The following is a 13,630-nucleotide window of genomic DNA, read 5'->3' as shown; positions in this document are numbered from 1 at the left end:
AGCATGTCTCAAGCCATTGGAATTGTTGAATTAAGTAGTATCGCCAAGGGGATGGAAGTCTGCGACCTGATGCTGAAAAGCGCCAACGTCAAGTTACTGGTCAGTAAAACCCTCTGCCCCGGTAAATATCTGCTGATGGTGGGTGGCGATATCGGTGCTGTCAGCCAGTCAGTGCAAAATGGCGAAAAGCACAGCGGCCATTTATTGGTCGATAGCATCGTGCTGCCCAATTTGCACCCCTCGGTGTTACCCGCCATCAGCGGCCTAAACACAGTGGAGAATCGCCAAGCGGCGGGCGTGGTGGAGACTTGGAGTGTCGCGGCTTGCATCACCGCCGCAGACCGCGCGGTCAAAGCCGCCAATGTCACCTTGGTGCGCATCCATATGGCCTTTGGTATCGGCGGTAAATGTTATCAGGTGCTGAGCGGCGATATTGCCGACGTGCAAACCGCCGTTGAAGTTGCCAGCCAGTGTGCTGGCGAGAAGGGATTATTGGTCTATAGCACAGTGATCCCCCGTCCCCATGAGGCGCTGTGGCGTCAGTTAGTTCAGGAGGCATGATGGAGAAGAGCAGCACCCCCGAGCGCGTGATTCAGGAGTATGTGCCCGGTAAACAGATCACCCTCGCGCATCTTATCGCCAACCCCAATAAGGCGCTTTATAAAAAACTGGGGCTGAATGATGTCAGCAGCGCCATTGGCATTCTGACCATCACCCCCAGCGAAGCCTCGATTATTGCCAGTGATATCGCCACAAAATCCGGTGCGGTTGAGATTGGTTTTATCGACCGATTCACCGGCGCAGTGGTGTTTACCGGCGATGTTTCGGCAGTGGAGTATGCGCTAAAACAGGTGATTCACACCTTGGGCGACATGATGAAATTCACCGCCTGCCCGATGACCCGGACCTGATGCCATGCAGCGCATCATGTTAATTGGCCCCAGCCAGTGCGGTAAAACCTCGCTGATTCAGCGCTTGCAGGGCGAGGCGCTGAATTACCAGAAAACCCAGTCGATTATCTGGCAGGACAATGCCATTGATACGCCGGGTGAATATCTGGAAAACCGCTGCTTATACAGCGCGTTACTGGCAAGTGCCTGTGAGGCAGATGTGGTGGGATTGGTGCAAAACGCCGATGCCACTCAGAGCTGGTTTGCCCCAATGCTGGCGCAGGTGTTCAACAAACCGGTGATCGGCATTATCAGCAAAGCGGACACCGTCAGCCAGCCAGAATCACTGAGCTGGGCGGCGGATTGCCTGACGCAAGCGGGCGCACACACTCTCTTTGTCACCTCGGCGCTCACTGGCGAGGGACTCACTGACCTTATAACTTATTTGAATCATTCTGGAGAGTCGTATGTCCGGTAAGATTATGGCGATAAACGCCGGCAGTTCTTCGTTGAAATTTCAGCTATTTTCCATGCGCAATGCGCAGAGCGGCCAAGGGGAAGAGCAGGTGCTGTGCCAAGGGTTAATTGAGCGCATCGGTATGGATGATGCGGTGTTTACCCTGCGGGCAGGTGATGTGAAATGGCGGGAAACCCTGCCAATCGCCGATTGCCGCCAAGGGGCAGAACATCTGCTGCGCGCACTGATTGAGCACAACATTATTGATTCGCTGGATGAGATCATCGGCGTCGGTCATCGGGTGGCCCACGGCGGCGAAACCTTTGCCGATTCGGTGCTGATCACCCCCGATGTACTGGATAAAATCGAGCAACTGGGTCTGCTCGCGCCCTTGCATAATCCGGTCAACGCCTTGGGGATTCGGGTGTTTCAACATGCCCTGCCCGATGCCCGCGCCGTGGCGGTATTTGATACCGCCTTCCACCAAACCCTCAGCCAAACCGCCTATCTCTACCCCTTGCCGTGGCGCTACTATGAAGAGCTGGGGATTCGTCGTTATGGTTTCCACGGCACCAGCCACAAATATGTCAGCACGGTCTGCGCAGAGCGCATGGGGCGGCCACTGGCGGAGTTGCGCATTGTCTCCTGCCACCTCGGCAACGGCTCTAGCCTGTGTGCTATCGGCCATGGTCGCTCGGTCAATACCTCGATGGGCTTCACCCCACAGGCGGGGATCATGATGGGGACTCGCAGTGGCGATATTGACCCCTCGATTCTGCCGTTTATTCAGCAGACCGAGGGCAAAAGCGCCGCCGAAATCAACCATCTGATCAACAACCAATCCGGCTTGCTGGGGATCTCCGGCATCTCACACGATTATCGCGATGTGGAGCAGGCCGCCAGCCAAGGTGATAGCCGCGCACAAGTGGCCCTTGAGCTGTTTGCTGAGCGCATCCGTGCAGTGATTGGCAGCTATATCGTGCAACTGGGCGGGATCGACGCGCTGATCTTTACTGGCGGTATTGGCGAAAATGCCCGCAACGCCCGTCAGCGGATATGCCGGGATCTGGCTTTTCTTGGTATTGAGCTGGATGACGATAAAAACCAAAAAAATCAGTTCTTTATCCAGAAGGATTCTGGGCCGGTACAGATTGCTATCGTCAATACCAATGAAGAATTAATGATTGCCCGTGATGTTATGCGCGTGGCGCAACCCCTGCCGGTCCAACCGGCCCTCGCCCTACAGTGAGAAACAAGATGAAAAGTGGAAAAGTGTGGCTGGTGGGCGCGGGGCCGGGGGATGCGGCGCTGATTACGGTAAAAGGGTTGCATGCCATTCGTCAGGCCGAGGCACTGGTGTATGACCGGCTGGTCTGTGCCGAGCTGCTGGCGGAAGCCCCTGACGGCTGTGAAATGATTAATGTGGGCAAGAACCCCAATCACCACTTGGTGCCGCAGCCGGAGATCAATCAGATTTTGGTGGATTGCGCCCAACGCGGGCTGAATGTGGTGCGGCTCAAAGGCGGCGATCCCTATGTGTTCGGGCGCGGCGGGGAGGAAGCGGAAGCACTGGCGCTGGCGGCGATCCCATTTGAAGTGATTCCGGGAATCAGCTCCGCCATTGGCGGGCTAGCCTATGCGGGCATTCCGGTGACCCACCGTGATTATGCCTCTGGTTTTCATGTGATTACCGGGCATCTGCGCCAAGGTAATGAGCCACAGGATTGGGCGACACTGGCGAAGTTGGAGGGCACACTGGTTATCTTGATGGGGATGACGCAACTGGCGACGATTTGCCAGCAGTTGATCGCTGGAGGAAAAGCGCCGACTACGCCCGCCGCCGTGGTGATGTATGCCAGCCACCAGCAGCAGCAAGTCGCCAGTGGCACCTTGACCACCTTAGCGGATCAGGCCGCCGCGCAGGGTTTATCGGCTCCGGCATTGATTGTGATTGGGGATGTAGTGCGCCTGCGGGAGATTCTGGCATTCACGCCAGAAACGTTGTCGCTAAGCTCAATTCCCTCGCTTATGGTACTCTGAACACCCAAACTAACTAAGGGTATAACGCAGCAATGAGTGAGCATGGTGGCAATGTGCTGGAGATGGCGCTGAAAATCGGGACAGATGCAGCGAATATCATTGATTTCAGTGCCAATATTAATCCGCTGGGGATGCCCAATTCGCTGAAAACCGCCATTGTTGCGCAGTTAGCCCGTGCAGAGTGCTACCCTGATGTTGAGTATCGCCAGCTCCATGCCGCGCTGGCCCGCGCTCACCACTGCCAGCCGGAGAACATCATGGCGGGCAATGGGGCCACCGAATTGATTTATGCGGTGGTGCAGTATCTGCAACCGCGCAGTGCCTTGCTGCTGACACCGGGTTTTGCCGAGTATCGCCGCGCCCTGCAACGGGTCGGCTGCCAGATTCATGATTATTCGCTGAGTGAAGCGGAGGGCTATCAGCCCGATGAGCGCTTACTGGCGCGATTGGCACAGCTACGCCCTGACTGCCTGTTTCTGGCGACACCGAATAACCCCACGGGGCTGATGCCTGATAGTGCGCTGCTGCAAGCCATTGTGCAGTGCTGCCACCAACATCACATTGCGTTGATTGTCGATGAGGCCTTTATCGATTTTCTGCCGGATGCGCCGGGGTTGATCCCCCAACTGGCGGATTTCCCGCGTCTCTATGTGCTGCGCTCGCTGACCAAATTTTTCGCCATTCCGGGGCTGCGCTTGGGTTATCTACTCAGTGGCGATCAGGCGGCCATCGCCCAGATGAAACAGCAGCGCGAACCTTGGACTATCAATGCCTTCGCGGCGCTGGCGGGCGAGATTATCCTCGATGACCAACCCTATATTCAGGCCACGCATCAATGGCTGGCACAGCAGCAGCGTTGGTTATATCAACAATTGTCTACCCTGCCTGCGTTACAGGTCTGGCAAGGGGCGGCTAACTATATTTTCCTGCGCTGCCTGACACCGGAAATCCACCTACAACAGGCGCTCTTGCAGTACCATATTTTGATCCGCCATTGCGCCAACTACCCCGGTTTGACCCGTGACCACTACCGCGTGGCGATCAAAAGTGCCGCAGATAATCAGCGGCTGATCAGCGCCCTGCAACAGGTTTTCGGCCATGGCTGAAGCCCGATGCCCTGCCTCCTGTGGTGAGTTAATTCAGGGCTGGATACTGGGAGGCGAGAAGCTGATCTCCTGCCCGGTGAACTGGTTCAGCACCGTCTCGGTGAGTGACGGGATACCCAGCGGCCATGAGCGGCCCCGGATGCGCCAGATGTTGGCGGCGGTGCTGGCTCACTTCGACCACCCCGCCGAGCTGGCCCGTGGCCTTAATATCCATTTTGATTCCACCATTCCGGTGGCAAAAGGGCTGGCGAGCAGCACCGCAGATATTGCTGCCACCGCACTGGCCACCGCCCGTCATTTGGGTGAAACCCTTGATGAGACCACCCTCGCGGCACTGTGTGTCAGCCTCGAACCCACTGACAGCACACTGTTTCAGCAGTTAACTCTGTTTGATCACCAAACCGCCGCCACACAAATTTCTTATGATTGGCAGCCCGCCGTGGATATTTTGCTGCTGGAAAGCCCGCAGATCCTAAATACCGAGGATTACCATCGCCGTGATCGCCAAGCTGAACTGCTGACCAGTGCCGCTTCACTGGCGCAAGCGTGGCAACTCTTTACCCAAGCCGTTGACCGCCGCGACTGTTCACTGTTGGGCCAAGCCACCACCCTCAGCGCACAAGCCAGCCAGCGTTTGCTGGTCAAACCCGATTTTTCGGCGCTGATGGAATTAGTGGAAGATCTGGATTTATACGGGCTGAATGTCGCCCACAGCGGCAGTGTGGTGGGGTTGCTACTAGACCGCCAACGCCATGACGTAGAACAGATTTATTGGCAACTACAGCGGCGCAATATCACCCAAAACTACCCAAACCAGCACCTGCTGACCATGGTGTCCGGTGGGGTGCGGTAATCTCTTTGGCCGCTATTGAGTCCCAGATGGCGAGCTAAATGGGTGAGAAATATCCGAATCATAATGTCCATGTAATCACCCCTGTTATTCCCCTCCTGCCCATCACTTTTATGTAATTCTCTTTGCCCTTCCCGCCAGAATCATGACCTCAGTCACAAACAGGGAAAGCAGCTAATTAATCCATATAAATAGCATTCAGGGATATGGGGGAAATCGCTATCGGGGGATTAGAGTCGAGCAACAGGAAATGTAGTGCAGATGTAAAATCTGCTGCCTGTTAAATCTTCAATTTTTTAAAAACATAAATAAAACTCATGTAATACAGAAGCCAACTATTGCAGCAATACCGCAGGTCATAACGATAACCTCAACCTACATTTGCTCCGGGAGCCTTATTAGATGAATAAATTGAGTGTCAAAACCTTACTGGCCGCCAGCCTGTTTAGCATGATGGCGTGCTCGGGTAGCGCACTGGCGCAAGAAGTCGAAGTGGTCAATATCTCGAAAATCGCGGGTATGCCGTGGTTTAACCGCATGGGTGAAGGCGTGGAGCGGGCGGGTAAAGACTTGGGTATCAAAGCCTATCAGGTCGGCCCCTCCAGTACCGATGCCCCACAACAAGTGAAAATCATCGAGGACTTAATCGCCAAGAAAGTCAGTGCTATCAGTATTGTACCGAACGATGCCGATGTGCTGGAGCCGGTATTCAAGAAAGCCCGTGACGCAGGGATCGTGGTGTTGACCAATGAATCTCCGGGGCAGCCAAGTGCCAACTGGGATATCGAAATCATTGATAACGCTAAATTTGCCGCCGATAACGTGGAAGAGATGGCGAAAGCCATGGGGGGCAAAGGCGGCTATGTCATTTATGTCGGTAGCCTGACCGTGCCACAACATAATCTGTGGGCCGATCTGTTTGTTAAATATCAGAAAGAGCACTACCCCGATATGTTCGAAGTGACCAGCCGTATGCCAGTTGCCGAGAGCATTGATGATTCACGCCGCACCACGCTGGACTTGATGAAAGCCCACAGTGACCTGAAAGGGATTGTGGCTTTCGGTTCACAAGGCCCGATTGGGGCCGGTCGTGCCGTGAAAGAGAAACGGGCGAAAGATAAAGTGCATGTCTTTGGCATGATGATCCCTTCTCAAGCGGCTTCTCTGGTGAAAAGCGGTGATATTGCGATGGGCGTGACCTATGACCCAGGTTCTGCCGGTTATGCCTTGACCGCCGTCGCTGACAAAGTGTTGAAAGGCGAGAAAATCGAAACCGGTATGGAGATCCCGGGGGTGGGTAAAGCGGAAGTCGATCAGGATAAGCATCTGATTCAGTTCCACAATGTGTTGCGTGTCACCAAAGATAACGTCGATTCGCTGTATTGATTCACCACGTTATGGCAGAACCGAATGGCCTGTTCGGTTCTGCCATTAATGAAAAAAATAGCCGATAAGTTCTGAGTCAGAAGGGTTTAACGCACCTAGGGGCACTCCGGCGGCTTACGCCGCTACGACCCCAACGGCACGCTTCCCCTTCAATTGATATTGCTCCAGCTTCATGGTCGCAGTCTCTTGTCTGGCTCTTTTATGGTTTAGATAGCATCTATTTGTATCCAGAGGATCTATGCAGCCATTTATTACCCTGGAAAACATCAGCAAAACCTTTTATGGCGTCAAGGCGCTAAACAAGGTCGCGATGACCCTGCTACCGGGTGAGGTTCATTGCCTCGCGGGGCAGAACGGTTGTGGTAAATCGACACTGATCAAGATTATCTCCGGCGTCTACCAGCCCGATGCGGATGCCGCAATAACCATTGATGGCAAAACCTACGCCACCCTGACACCGATCGAATCGGTTCGGCTGGGGATTCAGGTGATTTATCAGGATTTGTCACTCTTCCCAAATCTGACTGTGGCTGAGAATATCGCCATGAACCATTATCACCATCATCTGTGGGTGGATAAACGCCAAATGCGCGCCACAGCGAAACAGGTGATCAGTAGCATTGATGCCCACCTTGATCTGGATGAATTGGTTGAGAATTTACCCATTGCTCAGAAGCAATTGGTCGCCATTTGCCGCGCACTGGCACAGGATGCCCGCCTGATTGTGATGGATGAACCCACCGCCTCTCTGACGCGACAAGAGGTTAACGGCTTGCTGCGCGTGGTGCATGAGCTGAAATCACGCAATATATGCGTGGTCTTTGTCAGCCACCGCTTGAGTGAAGTGCTGGAAATTTCAGACCGCATTACGGTGCTGAAAGATGGGGATTGGGTCGGTACTTACCCTGCTGCCGAAGTGGATAACCAGAGATTGGCTTGGCTAATGACCGGCATGAAGTTTGATTTTCAGGTGCTGCCGCCCTATCACGCCGCCCGCCCACCGGTGTTAGCGGTGGAGGAGCTGTCCCGCAGCCACGAGTATCACAATATCTCACTGACTCTGCATCCCGGCGAAATTGTCTCGTTGGTGGGCTTGCTGGGTTCTGGGCGAACTGAACTCTGCCTGAGTTTATTCGGTTTGACCACGCCGGAGTCAGGCACCATTCGTATCAATGATAAACCGGTCTATTTTGCCAGTAACCGCGACGCCATTGCTGCGGGTATCGGTTACGTTTCGGAAGATAGAATGAGCACCGGATTGATTATGGCGCAATCTATTCGCGACAATATCAGCGCCACCGTGTTGCATCGGCTGAAAAATGCCTTTCATCTGATGCGCACTGAGCGGGTCGATACCTTGGTCGAAGATATGGTGAAGCACCTGTCGATCAAAATCGGCAATAGCGACTTGCCGGTAAATACCTTATCCGGCGGTAATGCGCAGCGGATTGCGATAGCCAAATGGCTCGCCACTGATCCCCAAATATTGATTCTCGACTCCCCCACCGTCGGGGTCGATATCGCCAATAAAGCGGGTATTTATAATATTATCAATGCGCTAGCAGCACGGGGCATTGCGATATTCATGGTTTGCGATGAGATTGATGAGGCTTACTTTAACAGCCACCGAATTTTAGTGATGCGGGCCGGGAGACTGGTGCAGGAGTTCTTACCCAGCAACAGCAGCGAAGCAGCCATCGCGGAGGTAGTCAATGGCTAATCCCCATGCGGTAGATAAATCTGTGCCCCATAAAGTGAACCGCAGTCATGACGGTTTATTTAATAAAGAACATCTGAAACGTCATGAAGTGATGTTGGCCTTCACTATTTTGATTATTTCGACTTATCTTGCCTTCACTAGCCCAGATTTTCTGACCCTCGCCAATATTTACGATCTGATCAATAACTATGCCATGTTGACCATTTTGGCGTGTGGATTATTTATCGTGTTAATTTCTGGCGGCATTGATATTTCATTCCCTGCCATGACCATTATTTCGCAATATGTCATGGTGACATTAATTGTGAAATTTGGCGGCAACTTCCCGGTGGCTTTCGCGCTAGCAGGCGGTATTGGATTATTGTTGGGGTTGATTAATGCGCTGCTGGTTAATCGCCTGCGCGTGCCCTCTATCATCATCACCATTTCTACGCTGAATATATTCTATGGCTTGCTGTTGTATCTCAGCCGGGGGGTCTGGCTCTATACCTACCCTGAGTGGTTCGAACATGGGCCAATGATCTTCTCCTTTACCGCTGCCGATGGCTATGACTATGGCCTCTCGCTGCCCATTCTGACACTCCTGATCACCATTATCGTCACGGCCCTACTGATGACCCGCACCAGTATTGGCCGCCAAATTTATGCATTGGGCGGCAATCAGGAAGCGGCCTCCCGCATGGGGTTCAGCATTCTTAAGCTGCAACTCTTTGTCTATGGCTATATGGGTTTTTTATCTGGGATCGCCGGCGTAGTACAGTCCTATACCGTCTTAACCGTCGCGCCGGATTCATTGCTGGGTTATGAGCTGACCGTGCTGGCAGCAGTGGTGCTCGGTGGCACCAGTATTGTGGGCGGGCGTGGCACCCTCACGGGGACTTTACTGGGGGTGATTCTGCTGGCGATATTACAGAATGGATTGAATTTACTGGGTATTTCGTCGTACTGGCACACCGTGGTTATCGGTCTGGTGATTGTCATCAGTATCAGTGTGACGGCTTGGGGCCAACGTCATAAGGTAGGGATATAATCATGTCAAAAACAACGCAACGTGATCATACCGAGCGCTGGCTGATCGCACTGCTGGTGCTGGTTGGCGTGGTGTTCAGCCTGCTGATCCCACAGGTATTCTGGTCGGCGGCCAACTTCCAATCCATCGCTTCGCAAATTCCTGTCGCTGGGGTATTAACGCTGGCTATGGCTATCACCATGCTGACGGGTGGGATTAACTTATCCATTATTGCGACCGCCAATGCCAGTGCGCTTGTCATGGCGTGGGTTTGTACTCATCTGGAGCCGACATTCAGCTCAATGATGCTCATGCTGCTGGCCGGTGCCTCGGTCGCCTTAGTGGTGGGGCTGATTAATGGTGTGCTGATCTCGATTGTTCGCGTCTCCCCTATTTTGGCGACACTCGGCATCATGACGCTGCTAAAAGGCGTGAACGTGCTGATCTCCAAGGGCTCGGCCATCTCTAACTTCCCAAACTATGTATTGGCTCTGGATCGCAGTCATTTTCTCGGTGTGCCATTGCCGCTCTATCTGTTCATCGCAGTGGCGTTGGTTATCTGGCTGATTCTGGCGAAGACCCCATTGGGCCGCCAAATTTATCTCTCCGGCTCCAATGAGAAAGCGACCTTTTTCTCTGGCATAAACACCCGCCGTACACTGATTTGGGTTTACGTCATCTCATCCCTGCTGTGCGCTGTCGCCGCACTGCTGATGATGTCTAAACTGAACTCGGCCAAAGCCTCCTATGGTGAGTCACTGCTGCTGATCACCATTTTGGCGACGGTGTTGGGCGGGGTTAATCCTGATGGGGGATTCGGTAAGATTTTCGGGATTGTGCTGGCACTGTTCCTGCTGCAAATGCTGGAAAGCGGGCTGAACATCATGGGGGTCAGTAGTTATATCACTATGGCGCTCTGGGGGTCGCTGCTGCTGGCCTTTATCTTTATCAAAGGGGTGAATATTCCGGCGTTTCGCTTCTTACGTCAAAACCGCTAAGAAAAAGGCTGGCAATCAATGCCAGCCTAATATTCGATAGCCTCAAAGCCACCCCGCGTTGGGTAAAAGTTACTTAACTTCGCCCATCGCTTTCAGTTTTTTCGACAACTCGCGGCGCTCTTTAGAGAGATCGGCGTTTTTGATGGTGTATTCATCAACACGATCTTCATAAGCCGTGCGCATATCAGCGATAATCGCCTGAATCTCTTCAATGCTCATGCCGGGTTTGATGTAATCACTCAGGTTATCGAGCAACAGAACGCGTTTTTGGTTATCACGGATTTTCTTTTCGTTATCAACGATTTCACGCTGCAACTTGTTTTTGCGACGAAACATACGCACAAACTCCAAAACGTCCTGGAAAGTCGGCTTAATTGCATTATCCATTTTTACACCTTCACTTAAGTTTTACACAAATTCAATTGCTGGTGACCAGGCTACCTGCACCTTACCGCTTTGCCGTACCCGGTGACAAGATTCATTGGCTTATCTTACCTGCTTTACCCGCCAGACAGAAATTTCATCTGCCTGATCGCCACGAATGATCACCTGCGCAGAGTCATATTAATCAGATCATCCAATTCCTCAAGCTGTTTGGTCAACTCCAGACTCAACCAAACATAGCCATAAATCGGCGTTTCTACCTGCTGCTCCTGCGTCACAGCCAGCATCAGTGATTTTAACTCGCTGGAAATCACACTCAAATCCGCCGCGACCTCCCGTTCACGGGCAGGCGAACCATCACGCAGACTGTCACTGAGTGTATTCAGCGTGCGAATCGTCATCAACTGGGTGCTACGTAAACCTTTGGCGTTGAGCATAATAAAATGGCTTTCGCGCGACGACCAATAGGCATCCACCAACAGCTCCAAGGTGCATATCAGATTGCGGCTCAGTGTCTGAATAGCCTCGAAAACGTCTTTATTGATATGAGATTCTTTGCTCGAGGGGGCAATCAGCGTGCGCATCTTCACTGACTGATTTAGCGCAGCTTTTAACTTTGGCTCTAATCGCGGGCGCTCAACCACATTTGGCGACAGATAAGCGGCGTAAATCTGGCTGATAGCCCGCAAGTTATCACTCATTTGCATACGCCAGTGGGTGAAGGCACGCTGCGGATAAACACTGGTAAAAATCAACGCCAATAAGGAGCCAAAAATCACATCGCCGCTGCGCCATAGCGCGGTGTTCATATCCCCCGGTGCAGAGCCACAGACCACCGCCAGCGTAATCCCGATCAGCAGCGCCATATAAGGCCGCTTTCCTAGGGTGAGATAGCCGCACAGGAACATCACGACCCCGCACCAAACCAGCATGAGTGTCAGGGAGTAGGATTCAAGATAGAGGGCTATCAGGCCAGAGATGGCACCAAAAACAGTGCCGCCAATACGTTGTAGCGCCCTCGATAACACATTGCCCCAATAAGATATTGGCCCCATCACCACGACCAGTGTGATCAGTGGCCATGTCCCTTCCGGGAGTGCCAGCAAGCGGATAATCAGAAACGTTAAGATAAATGCCAGCGTAATACGCAAAGCATGAGTGATGCGGTAATGGCTATAAATCAGGTTATCCAGTGGCGAGATTTTTTTATTCAGGCGCACAACACACCTACTTCCAATAAGATACCAAAACCCAAGTCTAGCTGAGTTATGGCTCGCTGACACGAGGTTAACCGTAACCAAAAGTCGTGGGCAATGTGTCGTGGGAAATGGCGTCAAATAGAGTTTCCCCGCCAGAGGGAGTCTGGCGGGGAAATTAGCTTATTTAAAATCAACCGCCATTTGCTGCTGAATAGTGATTCCGTGGCTGGATTCCACGCAGCAGGCAATATAATCGGTGAAGCGTGGCGATCGTGGCATGCCCAAACTCAGTAGCCGTTCATTATTAAAACGTACATTGAGCATGGCGAAGGAGCCATATAAACGCATGGCTTTCAACATGAGCCGCTCATTACAGGGGCCGAAAATACCTTTCAGTTGATTACGCATCTGTACCAACACACTATATTCTACCTGCCGATAATCTGCCCCCATTGGGGTCTGCCTCGCCGCTGATGACATTGCCAGATCAATTTCGGCAAAACTGACGCTCTCTTTTTCCCCAGCAGAAATGTGATAGATATTGTCGGGTAAGTTTGGGTGCTGCAAAATACAGAGCAACGCATCAGCACAATAATCGACAGGAATGACGTCAATATAGTCATCCAATGAGCACATAAATTTACGCAGCATTAACGCCATTCGGAATACCCAAAAAATACTGCTCGATGGCTGGCAACCTAAACGGGTATGCCCAACAACAATCGATGGACGAGCAAATACTAAGGGTAAATTTGGGCACTGTTCCACCAGCAGGCGTTCAATGGCAGATTTAGATTTGGTGTACTCCACTAAATGCGCATCATCTTCCGCTAATAATACCTGCTCACTCACAACAGTATCCGCATCAGGGGTGCATGACATGGCCGTCCCAACATGGACAAACCGCTGTAAACCCGCCACCTCGGCCATTCTTTTGCCAAAGAGTAGCGTACCCTCAACATTCACTTTCCAGATTAATGGATTATTACCGAATGACGCGACAGCCGCGCAATTAATAACATGGGTCACCTCGTTAATACGCGGATCATGAATAAAACTATTGGGTTCAGCTAAATCACCCAATAAAATATGGTTCGTCGTTATTTTATTCAACCGCCCGGCAGGCAGATAAAACTTTGCCAGATTTTCTCGAATGCGGGTTAATCCCTGTTCCGGTGTCTTGGCCCTAACTAATAATAAATAATTAAAATCTGAGTTTTCCAACAATAACTTTTCGAGCACTGCTCCGCCCAAAAAACCTGTTGCACCGGTTAACAGAAGTGTTTTCACTATGAGTCCTACCATGCTATTTAGTAGGCGGATTATATAAATAGCTAAGTAAACGGCAGATAAATATTATTACGATCGACATATTTAGAGAGAAATATAATTATTTCAAAATAAATCTGCCGATAGAGAAAAGTCACTTCAGCGAATGCCGGCACAATAATTAACAGTGGCGCATTTTACAACCCATTGATTGTTGCATGGTTGCGACAAAATTAGCGTCTCTCTCCGTCTGAAATGTTATTCTACCCCCAACGTCATGGGTCGCTGAGTTCCCCTGTTCAAAAAGACGCGGGTTCAAACA

14 protein-coding genes are annotated in these 13,630 nt (G+C 51.9%); 11 read left to right on the top strand and 3 right to left on the bottom strand.

All coding sequences use genetic code 11. The features are described 5' to 3' along the window. Positions 1-3: 3 nt before the first annotated feature. From HRD69_RS13085 to HRD69_RS13035, 11 genes are all read left to right on the top strand, one after another. On the top strand, positions 4-561 hold the full coding sequence (locus HRD69_RS13085) for a BMC domain-containing protein (RefSeq protein WP_004873639.1): 558 nt from the start codon (positions 4-6) through the stop codon (positions 559-561). Beyond that, a complete protein-coding gene (pduU, locus tag HRD69_RS13080; protein WP_032813079.1) occupies positions 561-911 on the top strand; it encodes a propanediol utilization microcompartment protein PduU in 351 nt (116 codons plus the stop codon). The genes HRD69_RS13085 and pduU overlap by 1 nt, the downstream gene beginning before the upstream one ends. A 4-nt stretch (positions 912-915) precedes the next feature. Next, positions 916-1,368, top strand: coding sequence for a EutP/PduV family microcompartment system protein (locus HRD69_RS13075; protein ID WP_004873640.1), 453 nt, complete (start codon positions 916-918; stop codon positions 1,366-1,368). After that, a complete protein-coding gene (locus HRD69_RS13070) occupies positions 1,358-2,596 on the top strand; it encodes an acetate/propionate family kinase (RefSeq protein WP_032813080.1) in 1,239 nt (412 codons plus the stop codon). The genes HRD69_RS13075 and HRD69_RS13070 overlap by 11 nt, the downstream gene beginning before the upstream one ends. A gap of 8 nt (positions 2,597-2,604) precedes the next feature. Beyond that, positions 2,605-3,387 carry a uroporphyrinogen-III C-methyltransferase gene (cobA, locus tag HRD69_RS13065; RefSeq protein ID WP_004873642.1) on the top strand — a complete coding sequence of 261 codons (783 nt, stop codon included), beginning with the start codon at positions 2,605-2,607 and terminating at the stop codon, positions 3,385-3,387. Between the two features lie 32 nt (positions 3,388-3,419). Continuing rightward, positions 3,420-4,493: a threonine-phosphate decarboxylase CobD gene (cobD, locus tag HRD69_RS13060; protein ID WP_004873643.1), complete on the top strand. Its 1,074-nt coding sequence runs from the start codon at positions 3,420-3,422 to the stop codon at positions 4,491-4,493. After that, positions 4,486-5,346, top strand: a complete 861-nt coding sequence (locus HRD69_RS13055; protein WP_032813082.1) for a GHMP family kinase ATP-binding protein — start codon at positions 4,486-4,488, stop codon at positions 5,344-5,346. The genes cobD and HRD69_RS13055 overlap by 8 nt, the downstream gene beginning before the upstream one ends. Positions 5,347-5,793: 447 nt before the next feature. Beyond that, positions 5,794-6,729 carry an autoinducer 2 ABC transporter substrate-binding protein gene (locus tag HRD69_RS13050; protein WP_230675070.1) on the top strand — a complete coding sequence of 312 codons (936 nt, stop codon included), beginning with the start codon at positions 5,794-5,796 and terminating at the stop codon, positions 6,727-6,729. A 238-nt stretch (positions 6,730-6,967) separates the two neighbouring features. Further along, positions 6,968-8,449 (top strand): sugar ABC transporter ATP-binding protein, encoded by a 1,482-nt coding sequence (locus HRD69_RS13045; RefSeq protein WP_004873646.1) that lies wholly within the window; start codon positions 6,968-6,970, stop codon positions 8,447-8,449. Between the two features lie 91 nt (positions 8,450-8,540). Next, the gene (locus HRD69_RS13040) at positions 8,541-9,479 is read left to right on the top strand and encodes an ABC transporter permease (RefSeq protein ID WP_032813112.1); all 939 of its coding nucleotides are present in this window, start codon (positions 8,541-8,543) and stop codon (positions 9,477-9,479) included. A gap of 2 nt (positions 9,480-9,481) precedes the next feature. Further along, positions 9,482-10,456, top strand: a complete 975-nt coding sequence (locus tag HRD69_RS13035) for an ABC transporter permease (protein ID WP_004873648.1) — start codon at positions 9,482-9,484, stop codon at positions 10,454-10,456. 69 nt (positions 10,457-10,525) lie between these two features. On the opposite strand, the gene tmaR is transcribed toward HRD69_RS13035, so the two are convergent. From tmaR to HRD69_RS13020, 3 genes are all read right to left on the bottom strand, one after another. Beyond that, complete coding sequence (gene tmaR / locus HRD69_RS13030; protein WP_004711143.1) at positions 10,526-10,843, bottom strand: PTS system regulator TmaR; 318 nt, start codon at positions 10,841-10,843, stop codon at positions 10,526-10,528. A gap of 158 nt (positions 10,844-11,001) precedes the next feature. Then, complete coding sequence (locus tag HRD69_RS13025) at positions 11,002-12,060, bottom strand: FUSC family protein (protein ID WP_004873650.1); 1,059 nt, start codon at positions 12,058-12,060, stop codon at positions 11,002-11,004. Between the two features lie 159 nt (positions 12,061-12,219). Further along, positions 12,220-13,329 (bottom strand): SDR family oxidoreductase, encoded by a 1,110-nt coding sequence (locus tag HRD69_RS13020; protein WP_004873651.1) that lies wholly within the window; start codon positions 13,327-13,329, stop codon positions 12,220-12,222. Positions 13,330-13,630: the final 301 nt, after the last annotated feature.

It is taken from the genome of Yersinia mollaretii ATCC 43969, assembly GCF_013282725.1.
Classification (GTDB): Bacteria; Pseudomonadota; Gammaproteobacteria; order Enterobacterales; family Enterobacteriaceae; genus Yersinia; species Yersinia mollaretii.
This window is presented reverse-complemented; position numbering and strand designations above follow the sequence as displayed.

What these genes read in the sequence shown, in the direction of transcription:
- HRD69_RS13085 (WP_004873639.1), top strand. Translation starts at nt 4, where the DNA reads ATGTCTCAAGCCATTGGAATTGTTGAATTAAGTAGTATCGCCAAGGGG.
- pduU (WP_032813079.1), top strand. Translation starts at nt 561, where the DNA reads ATGGAGAAGAGCAGCACCCCCGAGCGCGTGATTCAGGAGTATGTGCCC.
- HRD69_RS13075 (WP_004873640.1), top strand. Translation starts at nt 916, where the DNA reads ATGCAGCGCATCATGTTAATTGGCCCCAGCCAGTGCGGTAAAACCTCG.
- HRD69_RS13070 (WP_032813080.1), top strand. Translation starts at nt 1,358, where the DNA reads ATGTCCGGTAAGATTATGGCGATAAACGCCGGCAGTTCTTCGTTGAAA.
- cobA (WP_004873642.1), top strand. Translation starts at nt 2,605, where the DNA reads ATGAAAAGTGGAAAAGTGTGGCTGGTGGGCGCGGGGCCGGGGGATGCG.
- cobD (WP_004873643.1), top strand. Translation starts at nt 3,420, where the DNA reads ATGAGTGAGCATGGTGGCAATGTGCTGGAGATGGCGCTGAAAATCGGG.
- HRD69_RS13055 (WP_032813082.1), top strand. Translation starts at nt 4,486, where the DNA reads ATGGCTGAAGCCCGATGCCCTGCCTCCTGTGGTGAGTTAATTCAGGGC.
- HRD69_RS13050 (WP_230675070.1), top strand. Translation starts at nt 5,794, where the DNA reads ATGATGGCGTGCTCGGGTAGCGCACTGGCGCAAGAAGTCGAAGTGGTC.
- HRD69_RS13045 (WP_004873646.1), top strand. Translation starts at nt 6,968, where the DNA reads ATGCAGCCATTTATTACCCTGGAAAACATCAGCAAAACCTTTTATGGC.
- HRD69_RS13040 (WP_032813112.1), top strand. Translation starts at nt 8,541, where the DNA reads ATGTTGGCCTTCACTATTTTGATTATTTCGACTTATCTTGCCTTCACT.
- HRD69_RS13035 (WP_004873648.1), top strand. Translation starts at nt 9,482, where the DNA reads ATGTCAAAAACAACGCAACGTGATCATACCGAGCGCTGGCTGATCGCA.
- tmaR (WP_004711143.1), bottom strand. Translation starts at nt 10,843, where the DNA reads ATGGATAATGCAATTAAGCCGACTTTCCAGGACGTTTTGGAGTTTGTG.